Genomic DNA, 26,137 nt, shown 5'->3' on the forward strand with positions numbered 1-26,137 from the left:
CCTCCCGCCGCACGGTCAGACTGCCGCAGGACGCAGCGAATAGGTCTTCAATTGGTGGGCAAAATCCCGCAGGGATTGGATGCCGCTGGCCTCGGCTTCATGCACCCATTCCTTGATGGCCGCCAACATGTCGTGGCCATTGGAACTGGTCTTGAGCCAGATCTGCTGCAACGCAAGGCGCTTTTCGTAGATCACTTTGAGGGCCTGGCTGTGCTCCAGCATGCTCTGGATGCGCAAGTGATGGCGGTCATCCAGCAAGCTGGTTTCCCGCGACAACAGGCGCTTGGCACGGTGGAACTGGTGGCGCACGGAGTGATCGACCTTTTCCAGCTCCTGCTTGACCAGCGGGCCGATCACCAACTTGCGGTACTGGGCCATGATCTGGAAGCGGTTGTTGAGGATCGCCATGGCGGTGTCCATGTCCAGGCTGCCCTTGCCTTCCACGCGGTGGGCGATCGGCGCGACGCGCTGCACCTTGGCCAGGCGCAGGAAGCTGAACACTTTGATCCAGGCCCAGCCCAGGTCGAACTCCCACTTCTTCACCGACAGCTTGGCGGAGTTGGGGTAGGTGTGGTGGTTGTTATGCAGCTCTTCGCCGCCGACGATGATGCCCCACGGCACCAGGTTGGTCGCCGCGTCACGGCATTCGAAGTTGCGATAGCCCACGGCATGGCCCAGGCCGTTGATCACGCCGGCCGCCCAGAACGGAATCCACATCATCTGGATCGCCCAGATGGTGATGCCGATGGTGCCGAACAGCATCAGGTCGATCACGCCCATGATCGCCACGCCCAGCAGCGGGTAAGGGGTGTAGATCTTGCGCTCGATCCAGTCGTCCGGGCAGTTCTTGCCGTAGATGCGCAGGGTCTCGGGGTTTTCCGCCTCGGCGCGGTACAGCTCGGCGCCTTTGCGCAGAACGGTGGACAGGCCCTTGATGACCGGGCTGTGCGGGTCGTCGACGGTTTCGCACTTGGCGTGGTGCTTGCGGTGGATGGCGGTCCACTCGCGGGTGTTCTGCGCCGTGGTCAGCCACAGCCAGAAGCGGAAGAAGTGTTTCAGGCCGGCATTGAGCTCCAGGGAGCGATGGGCTGAATAGCGATGCAGATAGACCGTGACCGCAACAATGGTCACGTGGGTCATCAACAGAGTGACTGCCACCAGTTGCCAGGCTGACAAGTCAAGAAAACCGTTGTACCACATAGGCTGTATGGCCCTCAGATAAAGAAAAGAACAGCTCACGCATTATCACTAAGCCTACAGAGAAAACCAGCCGCCCTTTCAGATAGGAGTGACTGGATGTTTCTTATTCTATAATCCGCAGCCTTTGTAGGGCGATTCTGTTTTTTGGTAAGGATTACTGACCATATGCTGTTTTCATACCGAGGTGCCCTACGTGCAGGGCTGGTATACCTGCTGGTGTCTGTTCTGTGGATAGGTCTCACTCATCGGGTATTGATCGAGTTTCTCGATAACCCAACCGAGTTGAACCACTGGCTGCAGGTGCGCGGCTACGTGTGGGTGGCCCTTAGCGCCTTGGCGATTTACTTGCTGTGCGCCCGATTTGCCCGTGCCAACCAGCTGCAGCAACCCCTGAAGGAAAACCGCGAGCGCCTGCGCCAGGCCGCCGCCGTATTCGATTGCACCCGCGAAGGCGTGCTGGTCACCGACGCGCAGGGGCTGATCGTGCACGTGAATCGGGCATTCATGGAGATCACCGGCTATCGGCGCGAAGACGTCATGGGCCAGCAGCCCAGCCTGTTCAAGTCCGGTCGCCATTCGTCGAATTTCTACCAGCAGATGTTCCAGAGCCTGGAGCGCACCGGCGAATGGAGCGGTGAAATCTGGAACCGGCGCAAAAGCGGCGAGATTTATCCACAGTGGCAGACCATCCGCGTGATCCACGATGACCTGGGCAAGGTCAGCCATTATGTCGCGGTGTTTTCCGATATCAGCGCCATCAAGGATTCCGAGCACGAGCTGGTTCACCTCGCGCACCACGACCCGCTGACCGACCTGCCCAACCGCCTGCTGTTCACCGACCGCGCCGAGCAGGCACTGGCCTCGGCGCAGGTCCACAAGCGCGGTTGCGCCCTGCTGTTGCTGGACCTGGACCACTTCAAGATCATCAACGACAGCCTCGGCCATAACGTCGGCGACCAGTTGCTCAAGCTGGTGGGCGAGCGGCTCGAGGCGATCTTCGGCCCAGGTGTGACCCTGGCGCGCCTGGGTGGGGATGAGTTCGCCGTGCTGGCGGAAAGTTGTCCACAGGTGGCTCAGGCAGCGGGCTTGGCACAACGCATTCTGGATGTAATGAAACAACCGTTTATTTTCGACGGACATCAGTTGTTTATCAGCGCCAGCATTGGGATCAGCCTCTTCCCCAACGACGCTCTCAGCGCCGAACAGTTGCTGCGCAACGCCGATTCCGCGCTGTTCAAGGCCAAGAGCGCCGGTCGCGAAAGCTATGCCTTGTACACCGAAGAGCTCACCGCTCACGCGCAGAATCGCGTGGAAATCGCCGGCGAGCTGCGCCGCGCCCTCGAACAGCAGGAGCTCTGCGTTTATTACCAACCGGTGCACGACCTGCACAGCAGCCGCCTGATCGGCGTCGAAGCGTTGGTGCGCTGGCAGCACCCGGAGCGCGGCCTGGTGCCGCCGGGGGAATTTATCCCGATCGCCGAACGCACCGGGTTGATTGCCGAGATTGATGCCTGGGTGATGGACCAGGCCTGCCGACAGATGTGTGATTGGCTGGCACAGGGCGTGCCGCTGAGTTTTATCGCCATCAATGTGTCCAGCCGCCTGTTTGCCCGGCGCGAGCTGTATGAGCAGGTGGCCCAGGTGCTGCATAACACCGGTCTGGATCCGGCGTTCCTGGAGCTGGAAGTCACCGAAAGCGCCGTGATGGATGACCCGGAAGTGGCGCTGGAACAACTGCATCGCCTGCGCGAACTGGGCCTGCGCCTGGCGATTGATGATTTTGGTACCGGTTACTCGTCGTTGTTGCGCCTCAAGCGCCTGCCGGTGCAGAAGCTCAAGATCGACCAGGGCTTTGTTGCCGGTTTGCCCTGGGACGAAGACGACGCGGCCATTGTGCGCGTGGTGATCGCCCTCGCTAAAAGCATGGGCATGCAGGTGCATGCCGAGGGGATCGAGCAGGTTGAACAGGCGCGGTTTCTGTTGGATCAGGACTGCGATATGGGGCAGGGGTATTGGTTTGGCAGGCCGGTGCCGGCCCACGAAATTGATTGGTCACGAGCCCCCCCCAATCCAGACCTGAAATGCAGTTAAAAGGTGGGAGCGGGCTTGCCCGCGAATGCGGTGGATCAGTTAATACATTTTTAGCTGACACACCGCTTTCGCGGGCAAGCCCGCTCCCACATGTGGATCTCCTCAAGGCTTTATTTTCGGTGCTCGGGCACCAAACCCGCGCGCAACCCCACGTCCCACCAGAAAATTCTTTCTGGTTATATAAACATTCTTAAATAGTATTTTTAAGAATATCCGCGCTTATCTACTATCGCCTCCACGCCACAAGCAGTGCTGCCACTGCAAGGCACGCACTATTCATTTCAGGAGCGAGACCATGAGCGCATCTCTACGTAGCGTCGACGGCCAGGACGAAGCAGCCATTTTGCGTGAGATCCAGAGCGCGTTGCGCGATCTGCGGTTTGGCGCGGTGGAAATCACTGTGCACAACGCCCAAGTGGTACAGATTGAACGCAAAGAAAAATTCCGTCTGCAGAACCCGGGTAACAAACCGAGCTAAGCAAGAACGGCGATTCGCATGCTAGACCCGCAACTATAAGAAAAAGCCAACACCCCAGAATTTCAGGAGTTTCTATGTCGTCGATTCGCCGTTATGCCCTGGCCGCCCTGGCCAGCGCCGTGTTTGCAGGTTCCGCGGTTGCCAAGGACTACGAGTTGCTCAACGTCTCGTACGACCCTACCCGTGAGCTGTACCAGGACTACAACGCTGAGTTCACCAACTTCTGGAAACAGTCCCACCCAGGCGACAACGTCAAGATCCAGCAATCCCACGGTGGTTCGGGCAAACAAGGCCGTGCCGTGATCGACGGCCTGCGCGCCGACGTGGTCACCCTGGCGCTGGCCGGTGACATCGACGAAATCGCCAAGCTGGGCAAGACCCTGCCGGAAAACTGGCAGACCCGCCTGCCGGACGCCAGCACCCCGTACACCTCGACCATCGTGTTCCTGGTGCGCAAGGGCAACCCTAAAGGCATCAAGGATTGGGGCGACCTGATCAAGAAAGACGTGTCCGTGATCACCCCGAACCCGAAAACCTCCGGCGGCGCCCGCTGGAACTTCCTCGCCGCCTGGGCCTACGGCCTGAAGGCTGGCGGCAGCGAAGCCAAGGCCCAGGAATACGTGAAAGAGCTGTTCAAGCACGTACCTGTGCTGGACACCGGCGCGCGCGGTTCGACCATTACCTTCGTCAACAACGGCCAGGGTGACGTGTTGCTGGCCTGGGAAAACGAAGCGTTCCTGGCCCTGAAAGAAGACGGCGGCGCCGACAAGTTCGATATCGTCGTGCCTTCCCTGTCGATCCTCGCCGAGCCACCCGTGGCCGTGGTCGACAAGAACGCCGAGAAAAAGGGCAACACCGAAATCGCCACCGAATACCTGAAACACTTGTACAGCCCGGCTGGCCAGGAGATTGCGGCGAAGAACTTCTACCGCCCACGCGATGCAAAAGTGGCCGCCAAATACGCCCAGCAGTTCCCGAAACTGGACCTGGTGACTATCGACAAAGACTTCGGCGGCTGGAAAACTGCCCAACCGAAATTCTTTAACGACGGTGGCGTGTTCGATCAGATTTACACCGCACAGTAAACGCACGCCCCTGTAGGAGCTGGCTTGCCAGCGATGAGGCCAGAGAGAACACTGCAAGCCTCAAGGCCCCATCGCCGGCAAGCCGGCTCCTACAATTAGAGCCCGCATTCATTTGCGGGTTTTGTATGTTTGTTCCCTTAACCAAGGACTCTTATGTCGCGTCGTATCTCCCCCGTCATACCCGGCTTCGGGCTGACGCTGGGCTACACCGTGGTGTACCTCAGCCTGATCGTACTCATCCCCCTCGCGGCGATGTTTGTACACGCCGCTCAACTCACCTGGGATCAGTTCTGGAACATCATCTCCGCACCGCGCGTGCTGGCGGCGTTGCAACTGAGCTTCAGCACGGCGCTCTACGCCGCGTTGATCAACGGTGTGATCGGCACGCTGCTGGCCTGGGTGCTGGTGCGCTACACCTTCCCCGGGCGCAAGATCATCGACGCGATGATCGACCTTCCGTTCGCGTTGCCCACCGCCGTAGCCGGTATCGCACTGACCGCGCTGTACACGCCTAACGGCCTGGTTGGCCAGTTCGCCGCCGACCTGGGCTTCAAGATCGCCTACACGCCGCTGGGCATCACCCTGGCGCTGACCTTCGTCACCCTGCCGTTCGTGGTGCGCACGGTGCAGCCGGTATTGGCCGATATCCCCCGGGAAGTCGAAGAAGCCGCCGCCTGCCTGGGCGCCAAGCCGTTGCAGGTGTTCCGCTACATCCTTGTGCCTGCGTTGCTGCCTGCCTGGCTGACCGGTTTCGCCCTGGCGTTTGCCCGTGGCGTCGGCGAGTACGGTTCGGTGATTTTCATCGCTGGCAACATGCCGATGAAAACCGAGATCCTGCCGCTGCTGATCATGGTCAAGCTCGACCAGTACGACTACCGCGGTGCCACGTCCATCGGCGTGCTGATGCTGGTGGTTTCCTTTGTCCTGCTGCTGCTGATCAACTTGTTGCAGCGGCGCATCGAACGTCCATAAGGAGGCGCGGAACATGTCCCAATCGTCTATTTCCGCCGCGTCCTCGGCCAACGCCGCCCGTCGTGGCAGCGCTGCATCGCGACGCATCCTGATCGGCTTTGGCTGGCTGGTGTTCGCGCTGTTCTTGCTGTTGCCGCTGTTTATCGTGGTCACCCAGGGCCTGAAAAACGGCCTCGGCGCATTTTTCACCGCGATCCTCGAGCCGGACGCGCTGTCCGCACTGAAACTCACGGTGATCGCCGTGGTGATTTCGGTGCCGCTCAACCTGGTGTTCGGCGTCAGCGCCGCATGGTGCGTGAGCAAGTACTCGTTCCGTGGCAAAAGCATCCTGGTAACGCTGATCGACCTGCCGTTCTCGGTGTCGCCGGTGATCGCCGGCCTGGTCTACGTGCTGATGTTCGGCGCCCAGGGTTTCTTTGGCCCCTGGCTGCAGGACCACGATATCCAGATCGTGTTCGCCTTGCCGGGCATCGTGCTGGCGACCATCTTCGTGACCGTGCCCTTCGTGGCCCGCGAACTGATCCCGCTGATGCAGGAGCAGGGCACCCAGGAAGAAGAGGCCGCGCGCCTGCTCGGCGCCAATGGCTGGCAGATGTTCTGGCATGTCACCGTGCCGAATATCAAATGGGGCCTGATCTACGGCGTGGTGCTGTGTACCGCGCGGGCCATGGGTGAGTTCGGCGCGGTGTCGGTGGTGTCCGGCCACATTCGCGGCGTGACCAACACCCTGCCGCTGCACGTCGAGATTCTCTACAACGAATACAACCACGTTGCCGCGTTTGCGGTGGCGAGTCTGCTGCTCATCCTGGCGCTCTTCATCCTGCTGCTCAAGCAGTGGAGCGAGAACCGTATCAATCGCCTGCGCGCCGCTGCGGCTGAGGAATAAGTCATGTCGATCGAAGTCCGTAATGTCAGCAAGAACTTCAACGCCTTCAAGGCCCTGAACAGCATCAATCTGGACATCCAGAGTGGCGAGCTGGTGGCATTGCTCGGCCCGTCCGGCTGCGGCAAGACCACCTTGCTGCGCATCATCGCAGGTCTCGAAACCCCGGATGACGGCAGCATCGTGTTCCACGGTGAAGACGTGTCCGGCCACGACGTGCGTGATCGCAACGTCGGCTTCGTGTTCCAGCACTACGCGTTGTTCCGCCACATGACCGTGTTCGACAACGTGGCGTTCGGCCTGCGCATGAAACCGAAAAACCAGCGCCCGAGCGAAAGCCAGATCGCGGTCAAGGTGCATGAGCTGCTGAACATGGTGCAACTGGACTGGCTGTCCGATCGCTACCCGGAGCAACTCTCCGGTGGCCAGCGCCAGCGTATCGCCCTGGCCCGCGCCCTGGCGGTGGAACCCAAGGTGCTGCTGCTGGACGAACCTTTCGGCGCCCTCGACGCCAAGGTGCGTAAAGAACTGCGCCGCTGGCTGGCACGCCTGCACGAAGACATCAACCTGACCTCGGTGTTCGTGACCCACGACCAGGAAGAAGCCATGGAAGTGGCCGACCGTATCGTGGTGATGAACAAGGGCGTGATCGAGCAGATCGGCTCACCGGGCGACGTCTACGAAAACCCGGCCAGCGACTTTGTGTATCACTTCCTCGGTGATTCGAACCGCCTGCACCTGGGTGAAGACCAGCACGTGCTGTTCCGCCCCCATGAAGTGTCGCTGTCGCGCCATGAACTGGAAGATCACCACGCCGCTGAAGTGCGTGATATTCGCCCGCTGGGCGCGACGACGCGTGTGACGCTGAAGGTGGAAGGCCAGAGCGAACTGATCGAAGCTGAAGTGGTGAAAGACCACGACAGCCTGACCGGCCTGGCGCGCGGCGAGACCCTGTTCTTCAAGCCCAAGGTCTGGCAAAAAGCCTGAGCCTACAAACACCGCAAAACCCTTGTGGGAGCCGGGCTTGCCCGCGATGGCGGACTGTCAGTCGACAATGATGTTGGCTGGCCTACCGTCATCGCGGGCAAGCCCGGCTCCCACATTTGATCTCCAGTGTCTGTTAGACCGTGGCGTTTTTCGTGCGTACCGCCACCGGCCCTGATCGCTCTTCGATCTGCTGCTTGAGGTCATGCCGCAACCCCAGCAGGAACGCCAGCTCCGCCACCACAAACAACGGCCCCACGATCAGCCCCGACACGTCATCCACAAACGCCGGCTTCCTGCCTTCGTAGTAGTGCCCGACAAACTGGATCACCCAGCCCACCACAAACATGCCGATGCCGCTGCTGAGCCACACCAGCGTGCCTTGCGCGGCCAGCGCATGCCCGGCCCACACCGACAGCCCCATCAGCAGCGTCATCAACACGCCCAGGGCCAGTTCCAGGCGCAGGTAAAACCACGCCGCAAACAGCGCGACAATCACGGCGGGTGAAATCCAGAGACTGCCCACCGCCCATTCGGGGCGTGACAACAGCACCGCAACCGCCACCACAATCAGCGGGATGCCGATAAAGTGGCTAGCGATATTGCGTGGGTCGCGGTGGTAGGCGGCGTATTGACTGAGATGGTCGACGAGGCTTTTCATTGTTGTTCCTCCTGTAGGATGTTTGATCATGCCCTGTCAGCCTGTGGCGAACTGTCAGCTGGGCGACAATCTTCGGAGTTCACATGGATGCAGAACAATGGCGCTCCCGGTTGGCCACGGGTCACTGGTTCAGCCACCTGCCGGCCTCTTTTCAGCATAGCTTGCTGGCTCACGCCCGGTTGAGGCCGCTCACGGCGGGACAGTACTTGTTCAAGCGCGGCGACCCGCCTTGCGGCTTGTATGCGGTACTCGACGGCACCCTGCGGGTCAGTGCGGTGAACGAGCAGGGCAAGGAAGCGATTCTCAGCCTGGTGGAGTGGCCCTATTGGTTCGGCGAAATCTGCCTGTTCGATGGCTTGCCCCGTACCCACGATGCCTGCGCCGTCGGGCCGTGCACGCTGCTGCAAGTGCCACAACAGGCACTGCTGGACATCCTCGATGAGAACCCCCGGTACTGGCGCGACCTGGCGCTGTTGATGAGCCAGAAGTTGCGCCTGAGTTTTATCGGCCTCGAACAGCTCAGCCTTATGCCGGCCTCGGCTCGCTTGGCCCATCGGTTGTTGATGATTGTTGAAGGTTACGGCGATATCGAGCATTCAAAGCGGGTGCTGCAGTTGCCCCAGGAAGACCTGGCGGCGATGTTGAACCTGTCGCGCCAGACCACTAATGCCTTGCTCAAGGACCTGCAGGCCCAAGGCATCGTGCGCCTGGGCTATGGCGAGGTCGAAATCCTCGACATACAGCGGCTTCGGCAGGCGGCGCCTACCTGAGGGTGTTAGCCTGCAGGCCTATCGATCGAGGTGTGTTATGCGCGTGCTGTTAGTGGAACATGAATCCGAAGAAGCACAGCGGATGGCCCAGGGCCTGAACGAGGCCGGCTACAGCGTGGAAGTCGCGGCCAACGGCATGGCCGCGCAGCGGCTGGTCGAAGGGGCCGAATACGACCTGGTGATCCTGGATGTGATGCTGCCGGGGCTCAATGCCTGGAAACTGCAGCAGGCCATTCGGCAGAAGGGCGAGACGCCGCTGTTGTTCCTGACCACGCCGGGCGGGATTGAAGATCGCCTGCGCGGGTTGGAATTGCATGACGATGACTATTTGCTCAAGCCGTTTGAGGCCAGGGCGCTGGTGGCGCGGGTGAAGAAGGTGTTGCGGCGCGATCGCGGGCGTTGATTGGCCTGACATGTGCGGTGCTTGAACCTGCACTTTCGCGAGCAAGCCCGCTCCCACACTTGGAATGCGTTCTGCTGTGCGGGCTTGCTCGCGAAGAGGCCTTTATGGCGAGCATAAACCTGCCTACCGCAAACCGTCCCGAAACTGCCCCGGTGTCATCCCCGTCCAGCGCTTGAACGCACGGTTGAAGCTGCTGGTATCGGCAAATCCGAGCAAATGGCTGATCTCGGCCAATGAGCAGTGCGGATCACGCAAGTGCAGCAATGCCAGGTTCTCCCGGCATTCATTGAGCAACGTATCAAACCGACAGCCCTCATCCGCCAGGTGCCGCTGCAGGCTGCGCAGGCTCAGGTGCAGGGCCTGGGCAATGCGTTCGGCACTCGGCTCGCCATCCGGCAGTTGCGCCTCGATGGCCGCGCGCACTTTGCGCTCCCAGGTCAGCGGTTGCAGCTGGGCGAGGGTGCGCTTGAGCACGGTTTCGTTGTGCTCGGCCAGTTCCGGGTTGGCGTCGTCCAGGTGGCTGTCGAAATCCCGGGCAGCGAATTCCAGCCAGTCCTCCTCGGCACCGAAAAACACCGGTGCACGAAACACCGCGTGCCAGGGCTTGGGATCGGCCGGCTCCGGCCGGCGTAGATGCACCGCCAGCGGCGCGTACTCGCGGCCCAGCCGGTTACGGCAGGTGCGCACATAGATCGCAGCGAAGGCGTCGATGGCCTCCAATGCCGGCGCCGGACTGCCCGGAGGCTGCAGCAGGCGAAAGCGGTAGCGCTCGCCTTCGCGACTCAGCTCCAGTGTCAGGGCATCGCTGACCACTTGGTGGTAACGCACGATGCGTTCGAACACCTCGCGCAGGCTGCCGCTGGCCACCAACGCATAGCCCAGCGCATGAAACGTGGTGGGGCTGACAAACCGCGACACCCGCAAACCAATCGCCGGATCACCACTGGCCTGCACCGCCAGCTCCCACAAGCGTGTCGTAGACGACAGCGGGTAGCGCGCGTTGGGATCGTCCATCTGTTGCGGGTCGAGCCCGGCTTGCGTGCACAGCGCGGCGCTGTCGAGGCCCAGGGCGTCGAGCTGCTTGCGCAGGGCGCGGGTCCAGCTGGCGAGTGAAGTGGGTTCGGTCATGGCGGTTGGCGCTTGCGGTCAACAGGTTGGCGTCCGGGGCTAGCATCCTGGGACATCGCTTGGGGCAGGATGTGAGCACCAATAAGCAAGAGGATGGAAGCATGGACGGTACTTCTGCAAGTCCCCAGCAGATGAACGCACAACAGCGTTCGGCGCATATTCGTGAAGTGGTGCTGGCCGAGGGCATGCGCTTGCGCCAGCAACACCCTTGGCTGCTGCACCAGGACGCGTTGGGTGCGGGCATCCTGGCGTTTGCGCTGGCCGGCATGCTCGGCTCGGCGGCGCTCTACATCACGGGCCACGTGGCCTGGTGGGTGTGCTTGCTGCTGAACGCGTTCTTCGCCTCGCTGACCCACGAGCTGGAACATGACCTGATCCACAGCATGTACTTTCGCAAGCAGCGCCTGCCTCACAACCTGATGATGGGCCTGGTGTGGCTGGCGCGGCCGAGCACCATCAACCCGTGGATCCGCCGGCACCTGCACCTCAACCATCACAAGGTGTCGGGCACCGAAACCGATATGGAAGAGCGCGCCATCACCAATGGCGAACCGTGGGGGATCGCGCGCTTGCTGATGGTCGGCGACAACGTCATGTCCGCCTTCATCCGCATGCTGCGGGCCAAGACCTGGAAGCACAAGCTGACCATCCTCAAGCGCTCGCTGCTGGTGTACGCACCGTTGGCACTGCTGCATTGGGGGGCGTGGTATGTGTTCCTCGGCTTTCATGCCGCCAACGGTATCGCCAGCCTGCTGGGCGCGCCGATCGAATGGTCAACCGGCACCCTGCAGATGATGCAGGTGATCGACATCGCCGCCGTGGTGATCATCGGCCCCAATGTGCTGCGCACCTTTTGCCTGCACTTCGTCAGCTCCAACATGCACTACTACGGCGATGTGGAACTCGGCAACGTGATCCAGCAAACCCAAGTGTTGAACCCGTGGTGGCTGTGGCCGCTGCAGGCGTTCTGCTTCAACTTCGGCAGCACCCATGGCATCCACCATTTTGTGGTGAAGGAGCCGTTCTACATCCGTCAGATGACCGCCAAGGTGGCGCACAAGGTCATGGCCGAGATGGGCGTGCGCTTCAATGATTACGGCACGTTTGCGCGGGCCAATCGCCTTGAGCGCCAGGTGCGCACCCAGGCTCAGCTCAATCCGGCTGAAACGGCGATGCGCTGAGTACCACGCCGGTTTCATCCACATACTGCTGCCAGTGGCCAATCAAGGTCGCCAACTGGTCTGGATGACTCAGGGCCAGGTCATGGATTTCTCCAGGGTCCTGGCCCAGGTCATACAGTTGCCAGGTCGCCGGCCCCACGGGGCCGGGGATATATACGGCTTTCCACTGGCCCTGGCGAATGGCCCGGCGACCGAACAACTCCCAGCCGGTGACGGTGTATTCATCGTGCACCTGAGCGGTTTCGCCAGACAGGAAGCCCAGCCACGACTTGCCGCGCAACGGTGCGACTGGCTTGCCACGCCATTGCTTGCCCGGATGGCGTACGCCAGCCAAGTCCAGAATGGTCGGAGCGATATCCATCACCGTGCCAAACCCATGGCTGATCCGCCCCTTGAGCGACAGTTGCGGGTAATGCACCAGCGCGGGCACCCGAATGCCGCCCTCGGTGGTAAACGCCTTGAACAACCGCGAAGGCGCCGTCGCCACCTGGGCCCATGATGGGCCATACCAGACGTAGGAATTGGCGCGGCCGATATTGTCGAGGCTGTTGTCGTAGTGCTGGTTGAGGTACGTGAGCAACTGCGGTCCGAACTTGGGAAAGGCCTCCAGCAACGCACCTTCCGCGCCGTTATCGGACATGAACACGATGAAGGTGTTGTCCAGTTGCCCTTGTCGGCGCAGATACTCCACCACCCGGCCGATGTTCCAGTCCATGCGCTCGACCATCGCCGCATACACTTCCATGGCCCGTGCCGAGACCTGGCGCTGCTCGTCGCTCAGCGCCGCCCATTGGGTGTTCAATTCGATCAGCGGGTGGGGTTCGACATCGGCGTCGATCAGCCCCAGCGCCTTGAGTTTGGCCAGGCGTTCCAGGCGCAACGCTTCGGGGCCGGCGTCGTAGCGTCCTCGGTATTTGGCGACGATGTCGACAGGCGCCTGCAGGGGCCAGTGCGGTGCGGAGAACGGCAGATACGCGAAGAACGGTCGCGCCTGGTCGCGCTCCTTGAGGTACTGCAGCAGCTTGTCGCCGAAGGCGTCGGAGGAATAGAAGTCCTTGGGCAATTGCTCGACGAACGTATCGTCCTCGATGTACAGCGCCGGTGTGGACTTGAGCAGGCCCGGCGTGTCGTCGTCATAGGTCGGCTCGAAACCATAGTGGTTGGCCGCCCCCGGCAACAGCGAAAACGAGCGCTCGAAACCACGCGCATGGGGCGCCAGTTCGGCGGTGAGGCCCAGGTGCCATTTGCCGCTCATCAGGGTCTGGTAGCCGGCCTCGCGCAGCAGCTCCGGCAGGGCCACCACCTTGTCGTTCAGGTAGCCCTCGTAGCCGGGCTTGCCGATCAGCTCCGGGGTCAATGCTTCGGCCATGGTGCCGATCCCGGCGATATGGTGGTCGGTGCCCGTGAGCAGCATCGAGCGGGTGGGTGAGCAAGTGGGGGCGGTGTGGAAGTCGGTCAGGCGCAGGCCGTTCAGCGCCAGGGCGTCCAGGTGCGGGGTGGAAATCTCCCCGCCAAAGGCGCCCAGGTCGGAGAAGCCCATGTCATCGGCCAGGATCACGAGAAAATTGGGACGTTGCGGCATCAGGATGCTCCTCTTCAGCAGGCAATAAAGGCCAGTGGCAGGTCGCGAATCTGTTCGCGTACGGGAGGCTGGTAGTGGCCGTCGCTGATCAGTTCATGCAGCAACTCTTCGCGCAGTTGGTGGAATTCGAAGCTGCTGCGCTGGCGCGGATGGGGCAGGGCGATGTCGACCACCTGTTTGATCCGCCCGGGGCGGGGTTCCATCACCACCACGCGGTCGGCGAGGAAAATCGCCTCTTCCACATCATGGGTCACCAGCACGGTAGTGATTCTGGCGCGGGCGCGGATCGCCAGGAGTTCGTCCTGCATCTGCTGGCGAGTCAGGGCGTCGAGGGCGCCAAAGGGTTCGTCCAGCAGCAGGATGCGCGGGCTGGCAACCAGCCCGCGGGCAATCGCCACTCGTTGCGCCATGCCACCGGAGAGTTGGTGAGGATAGGCACGGGTGAAGTCGGCAAGGCCCACCAACTCGATGAAATCGTTGATGCGCCGCTCACGCTCGGCCGCGCTCAGCGGCTCGTTGACCAGGCCCAGGCCGATGTTTTCCGACACGGTCAGCCAGGGGAACAGACGGTGTTCCTGGAACACGATCCCGCGTTCGCCACCGATGCCGCTCACTGCGTTGCCGTCGACCCGGATCTCGCCACGAAACTGCGTGTCCAGGCCCACCAGCAGGCGCAGCAGCGTGGATTTTCCGCAGCCGCTGGAGCCGACAATCGCGACGAATTCGCCTTCGGCGATGTCCAGGTTGAATTCGCGGATGGCTTCAAGCTCGAAGCCGTCGACGTCGAAGGATTTGCCCACCTGGTGGAAGCTGACGATAGGTGCGTTCATGCGTGTCTCCAGCGGGTTGCGCGGGTTTCGATGCGTTGGCCGATAAGGTTGAGTGCCGCGCCGGTGAGGCCGACCAGCAGCATGCCGCTCATGATCAGGTCCATGCGCAGCAACTGTTGTGCGCCGATCATCAGGCTGCCGATGCCGCCATTGGACGGCATGAAATATTCAGCGCCGATGGTGCCCAGCCAGGCGTAGATCAGGCTCAGGCGCAGGCCGGCGAAAATCCCTGCCGCCGCGCCAGGCAAGACCAGCCGTCGCAACCGTTGCACCAGGCCCAGGCGCAAGACTTGCGCCGCCTCGTTGAGCTGTGGCGACAGATTTAGCACGCTGCGCTGGGTGGCGATAAACAGCGGGAAAAATGCAGCGAGGGCGATAAACACCCATTTGGCCAACTCCCCCAAGCCGAACCACGCGGTGAGCAGTGGCACCCAGGCGAAAATCGCGATCTGGCGCAACGCGGCCAGAGTGGGGCCGAGTACCCGCTCACTGCGTCGCGACAATCCGAGCCACAGGCCCAAGGCAAACCCCAGGCTGCCGCCGAGCAGCAGCCCGCCCAATGCGCGCCCCAGGCTTTTCCCCAGGGCGCCTGTGAGGCTGCCATCGAGAATGCCGTTGGCGGTGGCGTGCAGCACCGTCCACGGGCTGACCAGAATATTCGGGTCGACCCAGCCCAGCCGTGTCGCCAGCTGCCACAGCGCAAGCAGCAGCAAGGGCAGCAGCCACGGCTGCAGACGCTGCCAGCCGTGATAGCGCGGGCCGCGACGAATCTGCGCGGTGGCCGGGTGCGGCCAGTGCACCCACTTGTGGTCCAGCCAGCCGATGCCGCGGTCCATCACCACGCCCAGCACGCCGATGACCACGATGCACACGAAGACGATATCGAGCATGAACAGCTGTCGCGCCCACACCATCAGGTAGCCGATGCCTTCGCTGGACGCCAGCAGTTCCACCGCCAGCAACGAGGTCCAGCCGGCCGCCAGGGCCAGGCGTACCCCGGCCATGAACGCAGGCAGCGCGGCGGGCAGGATCAACCGGCGGATCAACAAGTGCGTGGGCAGGCGCAATACGCGGGCGGCCTCGCGCAGATTCGGCTGGGCGTCACGTACGCCCACCAGCGTGTGCAAGGTGACGGGCACCACAATCGCCTTCACCAGTACCACCAGCTTCAAGGTTTCGCCGATGCCGAAAAACACCATGAACAGCGGGATCCAGGCCAGGGTCGGCACTTGCGACAGGGCGCTGAATGTGGGGAACACCAGGCGCTCGGCGCGTGCGCTGAACCCCAGCAGGGCGCCCAACACGGCCCCGGCGCCAACACCGGCCAGCAGGCCCCAGAACAAGCGCTGCAAACTGATCGCCAGGTGGCTCCACAACTCGCCACCCGCCAACTCCACCGCGCTGCTCCACACCAGGGATGGCGGCGGCAGAATCTGCTCGCTCATCCAGTGATTGCGGCTGGCCAGCCACCACAGCGCAAACAGCGCCAGCGGCAACAGCCACGGCAACAGGCGTTCGTTCAGGTTCGGCCAACGTGCTGCAGCACCGTTGCCGGGGGCCGCCAGAGGTAGGCTCAACAGTGAAATTCGGGCCATGGAGGACCTCCGTTGTCGCCGAGGGCGTTATGTGATTTTGATCTTACAAAAACCTAATCAAGATGATTGAGGGATAAGGAAAGTCATTTAAAGCCTCAGCCCCGTGCGCATCCAATGCATTCGGAGAATATTTTCAATGCTGTTTATGCATGGCCCTCTGGGGCCGGCGTTTTAACTCGCATAGTCCAAAAAGCTATTAAATTGTGAATTTATAGTATTTAAAGTTTTGACCTGCTTGTGCGTACTTTCTGCCCCCCAGGCGACCGTCGCCCATCAGGAGCTGCGCTTATGAAACTGCCCTTCAAACGTCTGATCACCCTGCTCGCGGGCACCGCCTTGGCCGGGCTGGTGCAGGCGGCCGATCTCAAGGAAATCCGTATCGCCGTGCCCGACCTCAGCGCCGGCAGCCAGCACAGCGGTGGCGGCATCACCGATGTGTTGCGCCAACAGCAGATCTTCGAGAAGGCCTTTGCCGACCAGGGCATCAAGATTCAATGGAATTACTTCAAGGGCGCCGGCCCGGTGATCAATGAAGCGTTCGCCAATGGCCAGGTGGACCTGGCTTACCTGGGCGACCTGGCGGCGATCATTGGCCGCTCCAATGGCCTCGACACCCGGTTGCTCAGTGCCACCGCGCGCGATATCAAACAGTACCTCGGCGTAGTGCCGGGCTCTGGCATCAAGACCTTGCAGGACCTCAAGGGCAAGCGCGTGGCGGTGTTCCGTGGCACGGCCAGCCAGTTGTCGTTCGACAGTGCCCTGGCCAGCCAGGGCTTGAGTGAAAAGGACCTGAAAGTCATCAACCTGGACTTCAATGCCGCCGGTGCCGCGTTGGCCGCCAAGCAAATCGATGCCACGTGGGGTGGCGCGAACCTCAGTGCGTTGCAAGCCAAAGGCTTGGCCGACATTCCGTTGACCACCAAGGACCTCGGTGGCGCAGGCAGCATCCAGTCGGTGCTGGTGGGCAGCGGCAAGTTCGTCGACGAGCATCCCGACGTCATCACCCAGCTGCTCAAGGCCCAGCAGCAGGCGGTGCAATGGTTGACCGATGACAACAACAAGCAAGCCTATATCGACCTTGTCTCGGGGCTGGCCAGCTACCCGCCGGTGATCCTGGGCAATGATTTGAAAAACGAGAAACTCAGCGTGTTGTTCCCATCGACCCTGGACCCGGTGTTCCTCGGCAAATTGCAGGACTCGGTGGATCTGGCGTCGAAGGAACGGCTGATTCGCAAGTCGTTCCAGGTGAGTGACTGGGTGGCACCGAACCTGGCCGCGGCCGGCCTCTGAGTCGGGTAGTGGCCGGGCCGCCGATGCGGCGCTTTACACCGCCACACTGACCTCTTGGCTATCCACTTCCATCAACGTCTCGATCATCGCCTTCGCCGCCGGCGACAGGCGTGATCCGGTGCGGCTGACAATGCCGCAGCGTGCGCTCATGGTTTCCATGTTCTGCGGCAGGTTGCGCCAGTGCAGCAGTACCAGTGAACCCCGGGCGATGTCCTCGGCGAACGCTTCCTCGGTACCGACTCCGATGGCATTGGACTGCAAGACGATCTTCACCAATGCCGGGAAGTGCTCGGTCTGGATACTCGGTGAAAAATCCATGCGCCCGCTGAGGTTGGCGAGCAGCTTGCGAATGCCCTGGGAGATCAGCGGCGACGCCAGCGGGTAGTCGAACATGTCGTTGGTCGACAGGCTGTCCTTGGCCAGCAACGGATGCCCGGGCCGGCAGAAAAACACGCCGCGCTTGGGCGTCAGCGCGCGGGTCTGGAAGTTCGGGTCGGCTTCGAACTGGCGGATGTCGGCGATAAAGAATTCGATCTCTTCACGGCTCAGGGCGCGGCTGAGTTTTTCCCAGTTATCCACCTGGAAACTGGTGCGGATTTTCGGGTGCGCGTTGATAAAGCGCGCCACGGCATCGGGCACCAGTTTCACCGCCGGTGCCGGGCCGCACCCGAAGCGCAGGTCGCCGGCGTCGAGCTTGGTCATGCGCGTCACTTCACTGCTCAGCAAGGCCGCGCCATGTACCAGCGTGAGGGCGTGTTGCAGCACCACCTGCCCTTCGGGGGTGGGGCGCAGGTCCTTGTTGCCGCGGTCGACCAGCACGCAGCCGAACTCTTGTTCCAGCCCTTGGATACTGCGGCTGAATGCCGGTTGGGTAATGCCCATGGCGTCCGCTGCGCGGACAAAACTGCGGTGTTCGTTGAGGGCGATGAAGTAGCGCAGTTGGCGAAGATCCATATGCTTTCCCGGCATCTGAAAAATAGGTCGAAGGCATTTGCGACCGAGGGAGCTGAGGTTTTAAATGCAAGCTCTTATTCCGTCAACGAAGCATTGATTCATTTGCTAGACCTAAAATGCATATGAATAGAGCGTTGCTGGAAAGCGTCCCCACCATCAGCAGGCATATGAGGGTCATTACAATGAGCAACGCCGCACTAGCCGTTCAACCCATCGCCCAGGTTCTGGACATTCATCCGGTCGCTGGCCGCATTGGCGCCGAGATCCGTGGCATCAAACTCTCCGGCGAGCTGGACAGCGCCACCGTCGAGGCCATCCAGCAAGCGCTGGTGCAGTACAAGGTGATCTTCTTCCGCGAGCAGACTCACCTCGATGACCAGAGCCAGGAGGCTTTCGCTCATCTGCTTGGCGAGCCGATTGCCCACCCGACCGTGCCGGTGCGTGACGGCACGCGCTTCCTGATGGAGCTGGACGGGACGCGCGGCCAGCGCGCCAATTCCTGGCACACCGATGTGACCTTCGTCGACGCCTACCCGAAAGCGTCGGTGCTGCGTTCGGTACTGGCGCCGAAGTCCGGGGGCGACACGGTCTGGGCAAACACGGCCAGCGCCTACAACGACCTCAGCGTCGAACTGCGTGCGCTGGCGGACAACCTGTGGGCGATACACAGCAACGAATACGACTACGCTGCGCGCAAGCCGGATGTGTCGGTGGAAAAGCTTGAGGAATACCGCAAGGTGTTCACTTCGACGGTGTACGAAACCGAGCACCCGGTGGTGCGTGTGCACCCGGTCAGCGGCGAGAAAACCCTGTTGCTGGGGCACTTTGTCAAACGCTTGAAAGGCTATTCGCAGGCGGACTCCACGCAGCTGTTCAACGTGCTGCAAAGCTACGTCACCCGCCTGGAAAACACCGTGCGCTGGCGCTGGAACACCGGCGACGTGGCGATCTGGGACAACCGCGCCACCCAGCATTACGCGGTGGATGACTACGGTACCCAGGAACGCATCGTGCGCCGCGTCACGCTCAAGGGCGATGTGCCGGTGGGCGTGCAAGGGCAGCGCAGCCAGACCACCAAAGGCTTGTAGCCCACCGCAGAACCAATGTGGGAGCGTCCCGTTTACCAGACGCCGATTTGCACCACCTTCTCCGCTTCCGGCTCACCATAGCGAAACCGTTGGCCACGCAGATCGATTTCTGTGTGGCTGATGGTGGTGCGCCGCTTGAGCCCTCGCAGCCATTCGAACAGATACCCCAGGTGGGTTTCGCGCACGGCGGTGTAAGCCGGGTCGGCGCCCAGGTCATGCAGTTCCTGCGGGTCGTTTTCCAGGTCAAACAGCTGCGGGCGAAAGCCGTCATACGCCAGGTATTTCCAGCGTTCGCTGCGCACCATGGTCATGCGGCAACGATCGATGGGCTGCGCCAGGCGCTCCCGGGCCGGGGCCTGGAACGCGTAGTCGTATTCGGCAATCGCATAGTGGCGCCAGTTGGTGGGCTCGCCGTGCAGCAGCGGAATCAACGAGCGGCCTTCCAGGCGATGGTCGGCAGCGGGCAGGCCCAGGGCGTCGAGGAACGTCGGCAGCGCATCGATGGTTTCCACCAAGTGTTCGTCCACCGTGCCCCGGCGGGTATCGGCACTGGCGCGCGGGTCGCGCACGATCAGCGGAATGCCCACGGCGGGCTCCAGCAAGAACTCCTTTTCGCCGAGGTAATGATCGCCGAGGAAGTCACCGTGGTCGCTGGTGAACACGATCAGCGTGTCGTCCCAGCGCCCATTGCCCTGCAGGAAATCGAACAGCCTGCCGAGCTGGTCGTCGACCTGCTTGATCAGGCCCATGTACGTCGGAACCACCGTGAGCCGCACCTCGTCACGGGAGAAGTTCAGGCTCTCCTCGTGCTGGCGAAATGCGTGATACACCGGGTGATCGCTGGTTTGCCCGGGCTGAATGGGCGCCTGCACATGCTTCGCGCCGTAGAGCGCGTGATACGGCGCCGGCGCAATGTAGGGCCAGTGCGGCTTGATGTAGGAGAGGTGCAGGCACCACGGCTGTTCGGCCTGCTCAGTGATGAAGTCGATGGCGCGGTCGGTGGTGTAGACGGTTTCCGAATGCGCCTCTGCCACCCGGGCCGGTTTGCCGGCGTTGCGCATGTGCCAGCCGCTTAGCACTTCACCGTTGTCTCCTGCGGCGGCGTTGGCCCATTCATGCCAGGGGTTGGTGCCGGCGTAGCCCTGCTCGCGCAGGTAATGGGTGTAGGGCGCGGACTCGCGTTTGTCGTCGAACAGCGGGCTGTCGGGGTAGATGCCGTCATGGCGAAAATACGCTTCGAAACCGACCTCATTGAGGGGCTGCGCCTGCGCGCTGTCGGGGTCGATATCCAGGCGTTGCAGGGCATCGAGATTGGGCGTGGCGTGGGTCTTGCCCACCAGCGCGGTGCGGATGCCATGGGGGCGCAGATAGTCGCCGATGGTCAGCTCTTCGAGGGGCAGCGGCACCGCGTTCCAGGCCACCTGATGGCTGCTGACATAACGCCCGGTATAGGCCGACATGCGCGACGGCCCGCAGATCGTGCCCTGGGTGTAGGCGCGGCTGAAACGCACGCCAGCGGCGGCCAGGCGGTCGATGTTGGGCGTGTGCAGATGGGCGTGGCCGTAGCAGGAGAGGTAATCGCGACGTAGTTGGTCGCACATGATGTAGAGCACGTTGCGTACGTGGGGCATGGGGGTCACCGGATGAGGGGCAGGTGAGGGTTTTCGCCGGTTGGAGGGGGTTGAGGCAAGTGCATTTGGGGAATGCGGTTTATGCAGTCGGTGCATGGGTGTGACGACTGGCGCCATCGCTGGCAAGCCAGCGCCTACAGGTTGATCGCATTCCATTGTGGGAGCTGGCTTGCCAGCGATAGCGGTCCCTCAGACCGCAAAATTCTCCAGCGAACACACCTCGTCATCCTGCTCATCCACCTCCTTGATCTGCTCGATCATCGCCTCTGCCAATGGCGACAAGCGATACCCCGCGCGGCTGACGATACCGTAGCGGGTGTAGCGCTCCTCCAGGTCTTCGGCCAGGCCGTCGATCCTCAAGCACACCAATTCGCCTCGGGCCATGTGCAGCACATCGCTGTTGGCGCTGACGATGCCGATGGCGTCGGAGCGCAGCACCACGCCCATCAGGCTGTAACCGTTTTCGCATTCCACATTGGGCACGTAATCGGGACGCCCGCTGAGGTCGACGATGACCTTGCGCAGGTTCGGCGGGCGGATGGTCACGGCGAGCGGATAGCTCATCAATTCGGCGGCACTCACGCTGTCGCGACTGGCCAGCGGGTGACCGGCACGGCAGCAGAAATACCAGCGACGCGGGCGCAGGCGATGGGTGTGGTAATCCGGGTTGGCTTCGAAGTGGCGGGTGTCGGCGACGAAGAATTCGAACTCTTCGCTGAGCAGGCGTTTGCTCAGGCTTTGCCAGTCATCCACCTGGAACTGCACGCGGGCCTTTGGGTAGCGCCCGATGAAACTGCCGATGGCGCGAGGAATCAGCCCGGCCGCCGGTGCCGGCCCGCAGCCAAAGCGCAGCTCGCCGGCCTCCAGGCCATTGAACTGGCTGATCTCGTTGGCCAGTTGCTGCGCGCCGCTGACCAGGCGCCGGGCATGTTCCAGCAGGACCTGGCCTTGTTTGGTCGGTGCCAGGTCTTTGCGGCCGCGATCCACCAACTGGCACCCGGTACTGTGTTCCAGGGCCTGGATGCTGCGACTGAACGCCGACTGCGACAGGTTCACCGTCAGCGCCGCCGCGACAAAACTGCGTTGGTCGGCGAGGGCGATGAAGTGGCGAAGTTGGCGCAGATCGATATGCATTTTTCACATCAAAAATATCGGGGAAATGCATTGGATATGCATTAGGTCGACTCCTTATAAAGGCTATCTCTTATGCAGTAAATGTTCGTAAAAACATAAATAAATAACCTTTGGGAATATTGGTTGATGGGTATTTCCTGGTTCCGGAGCCGCTTATGAGTCTGTTGAAGCCCGCTGTACCTTGCTCTCCCTGGAGGCTCAAGCGCCTGCCGCTGGCGTTGTTGCTGGCGGGCAGCGCCAGTTGGTCACCCAGCCACGCGGACGAGGCAAGCACGCCGGCGCGGGCAGGCGAAAGTGCCAGCGGCCAACTGGAAACCGTGACGGTCACTGCCCGTCGCCGTACCGAAAGCGCCCAGGACGTGCCGACCCCAATGAGTGTGATCGGCGGCCAGGCGCTGGAGAGCCAGCGGGTCTATCGGATCCAGGATTTGCAGCAACTGGTGCCCAGCGTCAACGTCGCCTATATGCACGCACGCCAGTCCAGCGTGTCGATTCGCGGCCTGGGCAACAACCCGGCCAGCGACGGCCTGGAAGGCAGCGTAGGGCTGTACATCGACAACGTGTACCTCGGTCGGCCGGGGATGGCGGTGTTCGACCTGATGGACATCGAACAGCTTGAAGTCCTGCGCGGCCCACAAGGCACGCTGTTCGGCAAAAACACCACGGCGGGGGTGATCAACATCAGCACCCGTGCGCCCAGCTTCACCCCGGAACGCAGCCTCGAGACCTCACTGGGCGAGGACGGTTACTTCCAGACCAAGGGCACGATTTCCGGCCCGCTCACCGACGATCTGGCCGGGCGCTTCTCGGCCTATCGCACGCGCAGCGACGGTGATATCAAGAACGAGTACAACGGCCATGACCTCAATGGCGGATCACGCCAGGGGTTTCGCGGGCAGTTGCTGTACAAGCCCAGCGAGGCATTCAACCTGCGCTGGATCGGTGACTACAACGAGGAAGATTCCAGTGCCGGCACCCGCGTGCTGTACAGCACCGGGCCGACGATCAATGGCACCAACCTGTACCAGTCACGGGCGAATGCGGCGGGGGCGACGCTGGTCGATGGTACCCATCGCAAGGTGAACCTCGACAACGATCAGCACGTCACCGTGTTCCAGGGCGGCACCTCCCTGGAGGCCAATTGGACGCTGCCGAGTGACTTCACCCTGACGTCGGTCAGCGCCTATCGCTTCTGGAATTTCACCCCGCGCAACGATGACGGCCTCAACGTGCCGGCGGCGTATAACGCCGGCGTGTCGGTCGAAGACAAACAGTGGTCCCAGGAATTCCGGCTGGCTTCGCCCACCGGTGGTTTCTTCGATTACGTGCTCGGCGCCTACTACTTCGGCAATTCCCTGGATAACAAATCCTTCGCCTATTACGGTCCCCAGGCCGACATCTGGAATGGCACGCCCACCGGCGCCCTGGCCAATGTCAGCAGTGTGGGCAACGGGCACATCCGCACGGACAGCTTTGCACTGTTTGCCCAGGGTACTTGGCACCTCACCGAGCGCCTGGACTTCACCGCCGGCCTGCGCGGCACCTACGAAGAAAAAAGTGCCTGGGTGACGCGCAACAGTCCTGAGGGTGGCGCGGCCGTAACCGGTGCCGCGGCGACGGCCCGACGTGGGCGCGCCGGGGCCTACGACTCGGGCGACCTCAGCCAGTACAGCACCAGCCCTTCCGGATTGCTGAACCTCAGCTATCGCTTCAACGAAAACCTGCTGGGTTACGCAACCTTGTCCCACGGCGAGAAGTCCGGCGGGGTCAACCTGGTGGTGGGCTCGGCACCCACGGCCGGTGCCGATTCCCTGTTGGTGGGCACCGAGCGCGCCAACAACGCGGAACTGGGCTTTAAAAGCACGCTCTGGGACCGACGCCTGCAGCTCAATGCCAACCTGTTCTGGACCCAGGTCAACGGCTACCAGACTAACGCCTACGACCAGGAAAACCGCGTGCAATACCTGACCAACGCCGGTTCCGTGCGTTCACGAGGGGTTGAAGTGGAAAGCACCCTGGTGCCGATCAAGGGCCTGACGCTTAACCTCAATGGCTCGTTCAACGACGTGAGTTATCTGTCGTACAAGGATGCGCCGTGCCCGCCGGAAGTCAGTCTGCGTCCGGGCGCTCCGGCCTCCTGCGATCTGAGCGGCCATCAAGTGGTCGGTGCATCGAAGTGGATCGCCAACGCCAACGGTGAGTACAAGTGGAACCTGGATAACGGCTTCGAACCCTACGTCACCGCCAGCTATGCCTTCCGCTCCAAGGCCGTGGGCACGGTCGAGGATTCCGACTATGGGCAGATTCCTGCTTATGCGGTGGTCAACCTGTCCACCGGGTTGCGCGGTAACTACCAGCAGGGGCAGTGGGATGTGTCGCTGTGGCTGAAAAACGCCTTCGACAAAACCTACTACACCACCCTGTGGACCGGCGGCAACGGCGGTTACGAAGGGTTGCTGGGCACGCCGCGCACGCTTGGAGTAACCGGCCGCTACGACTTCTAGCCCGGCACGGCGGCGGTGCGGTAGGTCGACGGGCTGAACACCCGTGTCACGACCAGCATCGCTACCGCCGTCACCGTCAGCACCACCCAGGCGCTGGCAAAACTGCCGGTGAGCTCGCGCAGCCAACCGGTCAGCCACGGCGAAATCGCATTGATCAAAAAGCCTACGCCTTGTACAAAGGCCGCCAGTTGCCCGGCTTGGCGAGGGTCGCGATGGTGGTCGAGGGTCAGCAGCAGGCTCAGGGCGAAACACGCCCCCAGGCCGAAGCCGCAGAGCGCCACCCACAGATGGGGAAACTGCAACGGCGCGATCAACAGGCCGAGATAGCCGATGGTCTGGGCCAGCAGGCTGATCCACAGCAAGGGTCGACGGTCGATCCCGCGTTGCGCCAGCACCGGCATCAACAGCGCGGCGATCACCTGGAAGATGGTCATGAACGCCAGTAACGAACCACTGGGCAATACGCCCCAACCCAGCTGCTGATAGTAGGCCGGCAGCCACGCCACCATGCTCATGTAGCCGCAATTGACCAGGCCGAAATACAGCGCCAGCAGCCAGGCGCGACGGTTGCGCAGGCCCTGGAAGGCAGGCGCCACCTGCGGGTTTTTCGAGGCGCCCAGGGGCAGCCAGGCCCACAGCAGCAACGCCGCCAACGCCGGCAACAGCCATACGCCAAGCCCGGCCTGCCATTGCTGGAAGTAGCTGGCCACCAACGGGCTGAGCAGCGCCGCCAGGCCACCACCGGCCATCAGCGACGCGGAATACACGCCCATCGCCACCGGCACGCGGTGATGGAATTCGCGCTTGATCATCGCCGGCACCAGCGCCTGGATCAGCGCTACGCCGGCGCCGCCGAGCAAGGCTGTGACCAGCAAGGCCGAGCCTTCGCCCATCAGCCAGCGGGCCAGGCACGCCAGCAGAATCATCATCAGGCCCAGGGCAATGCCACGCCGCTCACCCAACTGTGCTTCGACGCGCACGCCCACCAGCGCCACCAGGCCCATGCACACCACCGGCAAACTGGTGAGCAGGGCGCTGCTCTGGAAACTCAGGCCGGTGGCCTGGCGTATTTCGCCGAGCAACGGGCTGATGGAGCTGAGGATAGGGCGCAGGTTCAGGCCCAGGACCACCAGCAGGCCCCAGCCGGCGAAGGATTTATTCAGCGGCATGCAGGGTTTTCCATTGGTGATACAGCTGGGTCATCGCCGCGTCCGGCAGATGCTGGATCGGCAGGCGTTGTTCGCCCAACGGCAAGCCCACCTGTTGCCCGATCGCCGCGGTCGACAAGCCGAACGGCTCGGCCATGGCATTGCTGGCGGCAAACACCACCCTTGCTACGCCGCACAGGTACATGGCGCTCAGGCACATCGGGCAGGGCTGGCCGCTGGCGTAGATCACACAACCGTCAAGGCGCGCGCCGAGCTGCCGGCTGGCCGCGCGGATCGCCAGCAGTTCGGCGTGGGCGGTGGGGTCCTGAGTCAGGTGGATCTCGTTCACGGCTTCCACCAGCACTTCGCCGTTGTGCGTCAACACCGCGCCAAATGGCCGGCCACCGTGGGCGACGTTGGCCTGGGCCAGTCGGATAGCGCGTTGCAGGTGCGGGTGATCGTCGGTCATCGGGATCCCTCGGGGCAGGATGGAGGGTGAAGTATGGGCAGCCGCCGAGGTATTCTGAAATTAAATATAACCATGC

At 62.2% G+C, this 26,137-nt stretch carries 23 protein-coding genes; 12 read left to right on the plus strand and 11 right to left on the minus strand.

Annotated elements, in window-relative coordinates:
- Positions 1-15: 15 nt before the first annotated feature.
- Positions 16-1,200 (minus strand): delta-9 fatty acid desaturase DesA, encoded by a 1,185-nt coding sequence (gene desA / locus BM70_RS0107790; protein ID WP_025855482.1) that lies wholly within the window; start codon positions 1,198-1,200, stop codon positions 16-18.
- Positions 1,201-1,365: 165 nt separating this feature from the next.
- Here desA and dibA point away from each other — a divergent pair, with 165 nt between their 5' ends.
- The 6 genes from dibA (at position 1,366) to BM70_RS0107820 (ending at position 7,696) form a co-directional block, all read left to right on the plus strand.
- Complete coding sequence (dibA, locus tag BM70_RS0107795) at positions 1,366-3,291, plus strand: phosphodiesterase DibA (protein WP_025855483.1); 1,926 nt, start codon at positions 1,366-1,368, stop codon at positions 3,289-3,291.
- Positions 3,292-3,586: 295 nt separating this feature from the next.
- Entirely contained in the window at positions 3,587-3,769 is a 183-nt protein-coding gene (oscA, locus tag BM70_RS0107800; RefSeq protein WP_003170956.1) for a sulfur starvation response protein OscA, read from the plus strand.
- 74 nt (positions 3,770-3,843) lie between these two features.
- On the plus strand, positions 3,844-4,854 hold the full coding sequence (locus tag BM70_RS0107805) for a sulfate ABC transporter substrate-binding protein (protein ID WP_016975030.1): 1,011 nt from the start codon (positions 3,844-3,846) through the stop codon (positions 4,852-4,854).
- A 153-nt stretch (positions 4,855-5,007) separates the two neighbouring features.
- Positions 5,008-5,826: a sulfate ABC transporter permease subunit CysT gene (gene cysT / locus BM70_RS0107810; RefSeq protein WP_012721625.1), complete on the plus strand. Its 819-nt coding sequence runs from the start codon at positions 5,008-5,010 to the stop codon at positions 5,824-5,826.
- 13 nt (positions 5,827-5,839) lie between these two features.
- Positions 5,840-6,712, plus strand: a complete 873-nt coding sequence (gene cysW / locus BM70_RS0107815; RefSeq protein ID WP_025855484.1) for a sulfate ABC transporter permease subunit CysW — start codon at positions 5,840-5,842, stop codon at positions 6,710-6,712.
- 3 nt (positions 6,713-6,715) lie between these two features.
- The gene (locus BM70_RS0107820) at positions 6,716-7,696 is read left to right on the plus strand and encodes a sulfate/molybdate ABC transporter ATP-binding protein (protein WP_025855485.1); all 981 of its coding nucleotides are present in this window, start codon (positions 6,716-6,718) and stop codon (positions 7,694-7,696) included.
- Positions 7,697-7,829: 133 nt separating this feature from the next.
- Here BM70_RS0107820 and BM70_RS0107825 read toward each other — a convergent pair whose 3' ends face one another.
- Positions 7,830-8,354, minus strand: coding sequence for a DUF962 domain-containing protein (locus BM70_RS0107825; RefSeq protein ID WP_025855486.1), 525 nt, complete (start codon positions 8,352-8,354; stop codon positions 7,830-7,832).
- An 83-nt stretch (positions 8,355-8,437) separates the two neighbouring features.
- Between BM70_RS0107825 and BM70_RS0107830 the strand changes: the two genes are divergently transcribed.
- Entirely contained in the window at positions 8,438-9,124 is a 687-nt protein-coding gene (locus tag BM70_RS0107830; RefSeq protein WP_025855487.1) for a Crp/Fnr family transcriptional regulator, read from the plus strand.
- A 37-nt stretch (positions 9,125-9,161) separates the two neighbouring features.
- Positions 9,162-9,527 carry a response regulator gene (locus BM70_RS0107835; RefSeq protein WP_025855488.1) on the plus strand — a complete coding sequence of 122 codons (366 nt, stop codon included), beginning with the start codon at positions 9,162-9,164 and terminating at the stop codon, positions 9,525-9,527.
- Positions 9,528-9,650: 123 nt separating this feature from the next.
- On the opposite strand, the gene BM70_RS0107840 is transcribed toward BM70_RS0107835, so the two are convergent.
- Entirely contained in the window at positions 9,651-10,655 is a 1,005-nt protein-coding gene (locus BM70_RS0107840) for an AraC family transcriptional regulator (RefSeq protein WP_025855489.1), read from the minus strand.
- 101 nt (positions 10,656-10,756) lie between these two features.
- On the opposite strand from BM70_RS0107840, the gene BM70_RS0107845 reads away from it, so the two are divergent.
- Positions 10,757-11,836: a fatty acid desaturase gene (locus BM70_RS0107845; RefSeq protein WP_025855490.1), complete on the plus strand. Its 1,080-nt coding sequence runs from the start codon at positions 10,757-10,759 to the stop codon at positions 11,834-11,836.
- On the opposite strand, the gene BM70_RS0107850 is transcribed toward BM70_RS0107845, so the two are convergent.
- The 3 genes from BM70_RS0107850 to BM70_RS0107860 are packed head-to-tail and all read right to left on the minus strand — an operon-like array spanning position 11,808 to position 15,843.
- Positions 11,808-13,418, minus strand: coding sequence for an arylsulfatase (locus tag BM70_RS0107850; protein WP_025855491.1), 1,611 nt, complete (start codon positions 13,416-13,418; stop codon positions 11,808-11,810). The genes BM70_RS0107845 and BM70_RS0107850 overlap by 29 nt on opposite strands.
- Before the next feature lie 14 nt (positions 13,419-13,432).
- Positions 13,433-14,248, minus strand: a complete 816-nt coding sequence (locus BM70_RS0107855; protein WP_025855492.1) for an ABC transporter ATP-binding protein — start codon at positions 14,246-14,248, stop codon at positions 13,433-13,435.
- Entirely contained in the window at positions 14,245-15,843 is a 1,599-nt protein-coding gene (locus BM70_RS0107860; protein WP_025855493.1) for an ABC transporter permease, read from the minus strand. The genes BM70_RS0107855 and BM70_RS0107860 overlap by 4 nt, the downstream gene beginning before the upstream one ends.
- 288 nt (positions 15,844-16,131) lie before the next feature.
- On the opposite strand from BM70_RS0107860, the gene BM70_RS0107865 reads away from it, so the two are divergent.
- Positions 16,132-17,133 carry an ABC transporter substrate-binding protein gene (locus BM70_RS0107865; RefSeq protein ID WP_025855494.1) on the plus strand — a complete coding sequence of 334 codons (1,002 nt, stop codon included), beginning with the start codon at positions 16,132-16,134 and terminating at the stop codon, positions 17,131-17,133.
- Between the two features lie 33 nt (positions 17,134-17,166).
- On the opposite strand, the gene BM70_RS0107870 is transcribed toward BM70_RS0107865, so the two are convergent.
- The gene (locus BM70_RS0107870; protein ID WP_025855495.1) at positions 17,167-18,087 is read right to left on the minus strand and encodes a LysR family transcriptional regulator; all 921 of its coding nucleotides are present in this window, start codon (positions 18,085-18,087) and stop codon (positions 17,167-17,169) included.
- A 182-nt stretch (positions 18,088-18,269) separates the two neighbouring features.
- Here BM70_RS0107870 and BM70_RS0107875 point away from each other — a divergent pair, with 182 nt between their 5' ends.
- A complete protein-coding gene (locus BM70_RS0107875) occupies positions 18,270-19,175 on the plus strand; it encodes a TauD/TfdA family dioxygenase (RefSeq protein WP_025855496.1) in 906 nt (301 codons plus the stop codon).
- Positions 19,176-19,207: 32 nt separating this feature from the next.
- Here BM70_RS0107875 and BM70_RS0107880 read toward each other — a convergent pair whose 3' ends face one another.
- Both BM70_RS0107880 and BM70_RS0107885 read right to left on the minus strand, forming a co-directional pair.
- Complete coding sequence (locus tag BM70_RS0107880; RefSeq protein WP_025855497.1) at positions 19,208-20,806, minus strand: alkaline phosphatase family protein; 1,599 nt, start codon at positions 20,804-20,806, stop codon at positions 19,208-19,210.
- 189 nt (positions 20,807-20,995) lie between these two features.
- Entirely contained in the window at positions 20,996-21,940 is a 945-nt protein-coding gene (locus BM70_RS0107885) for a LysR family transcriptional regulator (RefSeq protein WP_025855498.1), read from the minus strand.
- A gap of 155 nt (positions 21,941-22,095) precedes the next feature.
- Here BM70_RS0107885 and BM70_RS0107890 point away from each other — a divergent pair, with 155 nt between their 5' ends.
- Positions 22,096-24,444 (plus strand): TonB-dependent receptor, encoded by a 2,349-nt coding sequence (locus BM70_RS0107890; RefSeq protein WP_025855499.1) that lies wholly within the window; start codon positions 22,096-22,098, stop codon positions 24,442-24,444.
- Here BM70_RS0107890 and BM70_RS0107895 read toward each other — a convergent pair.
- Complete coding sequence (locus BM70_RS0107895) at positions 24,441-25,613, minus strand: CynX/NimT family MFS transporter (protein WP_025855500.1); 1,173 nt, start codon at positions 25,611-25,613, stop codon at positions 24,441-24,443. The genes BM70_RS0107890 and BM70_RS0107895 overlap by 4 nt on opposite strands.
- Positions 25,600-26,061, minus strand: a complete 462-nt coding sequence (locus tag BM70_RS0107900) for a nucleoside deaminase (protein ID WP_025855501.1) — start codon at positions 26,059-26,061, stop codon at positions 25,600-25,602. The genes BM70_RS0107895 and BM70_RS0107900 overlap by 14 nt, the downstream gene beginning before the upstream one ends.
- Positions 26,062-26,137: the final 76 nt, after the last annotated feature.

Source organism: Pseudomonas sp. CHM02 (assembly GCF_000612585.1).
GTDB lineage: Bacteria > Pseudomonadota > Gammaproteobacteria > Pseudomonadales > Pseudomonadaceae > Aquipseudomonas.